The sequence below is a fragment of the Protofrankia sp. Cr1 genome, from assembly GCF_963555865.1.
GTDB lineage: Bacteria > Actinomycetota > Actinomycetes > Frankiales > Frankiaceae > Protofrankia.
In genome coordinates this window covers 1-4,035 of record NZ_CAUVXO010000208.1, presented here as the reverse complement: position 1 = coordinate 4,035, position 4,035 = coordinate 1, and the positions used below count along the sequence as shown (strand labels likewise).

At 68.4% G+C, this 4,035-nt stretch carries 4 protein-coding genes; 3 read left to right on the top strand and 1 reads right to left on the bottom strand.

Translation table 11 applies throughout. The features are described 5' to 3' along the window. Positions 1-152 precede the first annotated feature (152 nt). Positions 153-1,814 (top strand): carotenoid oxygenase family protein, encoded by a 1,662-nt coding sequence (locus tag U9980_RS16275; protein WP_322768694.1) that lies wholly within the window; start codon positions 153-155, stop codon positions 1,812-1,814. Positions 1,815-2,302: 488 nt separating this feature from the next. On the opposite strand, the gene U9980_RS16270 is transcribed toward U9980_RS16275, so the two are convergent. After that, the gene (locus tag U9980_RS16270) at positions 2,303-2,722 is read right to left on the bottom strand and encodes an arsenate reductase ArsC (protein WP_322768693.1); all 420 of its coding nucleotides are present in this window, start codon (positions 2,720-2,722) and stop codon (positions 2,303-2,305) included. Between the two features lie 101 nt (positions 2,723-2,823). Between U9980_RS16270 and U9980_RS16265 the strand changes: the two genes are divergently transcribed. Both U9980_RS16265 and U9980_RS16260 read left to right on the top strand, forming a co-directional pair. Then, positions 2,824-3,375: an ArsI/CadI family heavy metal resistance metalloenzyme gene (locus U9980_RS16265; protein ID WP_322768692.1), complete on the top strand. Its 552-nt coding sequence runs from the start codon at positions 2,824-2,826 to the stop codon at positions 3,373-3,375. A gap of 7 nt (positions 3,376-3,382) precedes the next feature. Then, a partial coding sequence (locus U9980_RS16260; RefSeq protein ID WP_322768691.1) for an MIP/aquaporin family protein occupies positions 3,383-4,035 on the top strand: 653 nt, incomplete at its 3' end.

Below are 4,035 nucleotides of genomic sequence, written 5' to 3'. Positions count from 1 at the left end.
ATCGGCCGCGAGACCCACAAGATGGCGCTCGACCACTACCAGCAGACGAAGAACATGCTGGTGAGCTATTCCCCGCGCAAGCTCGGCTTCTTCTAGAACGACGGCGTCAGGTCGAACGACAGTGAAACCACGGCTCCCGAAGGGAAAACGACATGGACCATGCACTTCACCACGTCCTCGAACCAAGCCTGGAGCAGGATGTCGAACTCGCTGTCACTGCCGGGCAGTGGCCCGACAGGCTGAGCGGGCACGCGTTCATCATCGGCCCGTCCCAGCCGACGGCGGTCGACTTCTTATGGGGTGGCCCGGGGATCGTCACCCGCGTCGACCTGGCCACCCGGCACTGGCGCTCGAAGCGGGTGGTCACGCCGGACCTGGCGATCCTCGGCGGGCTGGCGCAGACACTGCCGCCGGCCGAGCTGGCCGAGCTCATGGTCGGGGCGCATCCGTCCCTCACGAACACCTCGCCACATTTCCTCGGCGACCGGCTGCTGCTTACCTTCGATCCGCAGCGACCGGCGGAGTTCGACCCGGTCACTCTTGAGTTCAAGAGCTTCCTCGGCGGGGTGGACGAATACCCCGAGGTGAACGCCCATCCGCTGTTCCCCGGCGTCTACACGACGGCACACCCGGTCGAGGATCTCGATGACGGCTGCATGTGGTGGTGCAACGTGGACCTGCGTCCACGGGGACACTCGACCACCGATGTGGACAGCCCGCTGTGGGTGGTCCGCTTCGACGGTCAGGGCCAGCTCGACACCTGGTATGTCCCGGGTGCGCGGGTGCTGCACGGCATCCACGAGGTGACCGTGACCGAGGACTACGTCATCTTCACCGAGGTCGGCTTCCAGCCGGAGCCGGGCAGTTTCGCCGGACGCAACCGCACGAAGCCGCATCTGCCGTTCACCGACATCTACCTGGTGGCCAAGCGTGACCTGACCCGTTCCCGCCGGGGTGGGGCGGTGCCGGTGACCCATGCCCGGGTGCCCTACGAGTCGTTCCACGAGTTCGCCGACTACCGTCAGGACGGCGACGACGTGACCATGTACATCGCGCACTCCAACGGCTGGGACATCAACTACGCGCTCTCCGACCAGGACACGATCTGGGGCACGGACACGGCCATGCCCAAGGGCCTCTACGGTTTCCTCTCCACCCCGGTGGACGCCTCACCGGTGGGCCGCTACGTCATCAACGGCACCACCGGCGAGGTCAGGGACACCAAGTTGTTCCTCGATCCCGACCGACACTGGGCCACGCTGCTCTACAGCCGCGACATGCAGCGCCCGGCGCTGGAACGCGGCCGCTACCTGTGGCAGGCCTACTGGGGATGCGACACCGAGATGCTGGCCACACACATCGTCGAGATGTACCGTGATCACCCGTACCGGGTCGTCCCGGTCGAGGAACTGCCCACCCGGGAGATCCCGTCCTCGCTGGTCTGCCTCGACCTGGAGACGATGACCGAGCAGTCGGCCTGGTCGTTCCCGGAGGGGACCTTCGGCCAGTCGCCGGTGTACGTACCGGACGACGCCACCGGCGGCGACGGCTGGGTTGTGATCTTCCTGCAGCATCGCGACCGGACCGAGGTGCAGATCTTCGACGCACTCACGCTCGGCAAGGGCCCAATCGCGACGGCGACCACACCAGGGCTCAAGCAGTCCTTCCAGGTGCACTCCGGGTACATGCCGACCATCCGCTCGCAGGACACGGGATACCGGCGCTCCTACGCCGACGACCTCAGCGACGGCTGGCAGAACCTGTCTCCGGCCGTACGCGGCGTGGTCGAACAGGTCCTCGCACAGTTCGGCTGACGGACAGGCGGGTTCAAACGGTCGTAGCGACGGTTCGGTGGAGCGTGAAGTGGTCAGGGCGGACCTGCTCGCCCTCGACGCCAAGCACGTCGTGCGCCAGATACCAGCCCACGCATGTCCTCGCCGCTGAGCTCGCTCGCCTGGGGCCGTGTGGCGTGCCGGCGCAGCGTCTCCACGTGGAGTCGGACCGGGGCGCGGTGGCAGCGTTGCCGCTGCTCCGTTTCCCCGGCCCGCTCCCCGGCCCGCTCCCCGGCCCGCTCCCCGCACCCGGCGTGCCCGTCACCAGGCACCGGGCGGTCCACAAGCCCCGCGTCTACTCGGGTCGTTTACCTCATGTCGTGGCAGCCCATGGGGAGGGAATGGCTGTGCCCCGGTATCGGTATAGCGCGTGGTGGGCACCCTCGCCGGGTTGAACAGTTCCCGTTCCCCGTCGGCTGGCCGGTGACCACCCTGAACTCAGATGATCTCAAGACAGGCGAGCGGAAAGCTCAGCGCCGACCGGCCTCGTCGATACGCGCGAGGAGCTCCTTGATGAGGATCTCGATCTGGTCGCGGATCGGACGGACCGCGTCGACGCCTTGGCCGGCCGGGTCGTCGAGATCCCAATCGAGGTATGCCTTACCGGGGAAGATCGGGCAGGCGTCGCCGCAGCCCATGCTGATCACATAGTCGGATGTCTGCACCGCGGCCGTAGTCAGCACCTTCGGCTTCTGGTCGGTGATGTCGATGCCTACCTCGGCCATGGCGGCGACGGCGGCGGGGTTGACTTCCTCTGCGGGCAGCGAGCCGGCGGAGCGGACCTCGACCCGGTCACCGGCTAGGTGGCGCAGGAAGCCGGCGGCCATCTGGGAGCGGCCGGCGTTATGGACACAGACGAACAGCACGCAAGCAACAGGGCTGGTGGTCACGGCATCCAGCATGCCTCAGCTATTGACAGCGGTCTATGCCTCGGCGCATCCTCGGCCCCGAACAGGTGCTATAGATGCTGGTCGATGTCTGGAGGTCTGTGATGGCGAGAGTGCAGTTGGCGTTGAACGTTTCCGACGTGGACGCCGCGGTGGACTTCTACGCGAAGCTGTTCGGGGTTGCTCCGGCGAAGCGCCGGCCGGGGTATGCGAACTTCGCGGTAGATGTCCCGCCGCTGAAGCTGGTGCTGATCGAGAACCCGGACGCCCGGGGCAGCGGGGTCGCCGGGGCGCTCAACCACCTCGGGGTCGAGGTGGAAACCCCCGACGAGGTGACCGCGGCGACCGGCCGACTCGCCGCCCTGGGCATGGCCACGGCGACCGAGCAGGGCACGACCTGCTGCTATGCGGTCCAGGACAAGGTGTGGGTCGACGACCCGGACGGAGCGCCGTGGGAGGTGTACACCGTCCTGGCCGACGCCGAGGAAGGCCGAGCGGGAACCCTGCCCGACGCCGCTGCGGGAGACGCCGCTGCGGGAGACGCCGCTGCGGGAGGGCCAGGGTCGGCGTGCGACTGCGGACCGGTCTGCGGCCCGCAGAGCACCGACGCGGGTGAGGTTCTGACCATCGGGTTCGCGTCCGGCTTGAGCGTCTGACCACGTGATGTCGGGAAAACAGCGGCAGCCAGCGCTCGCGCGGCGACTCGCGGCGGAGGCGGTCGGCAGCATGCTGCTGGCCGCCCTCGTCATCGGCTCCGGGATCGCCGCGCAGCAGCTCAGCCCGAACCAGACCGGCTTGGAGCTGGCGGAAAACGCGGCGGTCACCGCCGCCGGCCTGTTCGCGATCATCCTGATGGTCGGGCCGGTGTCCGGCGCGCACTTCAACCCCGTCGTCTCCGCCGTCGACGCCGTGTTCGGCGGGTTGTCGTGGCGGGACGTGGCCGCCTACCTACCCGCCCAGGTCGCCGGCTGCACCGCCGGGGCCGTGCTGGCGAACCTGATGTTCGACCGGGCGGCCGTGTCGATCGCCACTCATCATCGGGCGTCCGGGCCGCATCTGCTGTCCGAGGTCGTGGCCACCGCCGGCCTGCTGCTGGTCATCTTCTCCCTGGCCCGCTCCGGCCGCTCCGAGCGGGCGCCGGCCGCGGTCGGTGCCTACATCGGCGCGGCGTACTGGTTCACCTCGTCCACATCGTTCGCCAACCCTGCGATCACCGTCGGCCGGATGTTCTCCAACTCCTTCGCCGGGATCGCGCCGGCGTCGGCTCCCGGCTTCATCGCCGCCCAGATTGTCGGTGGCCTCATCGGGATCGGACT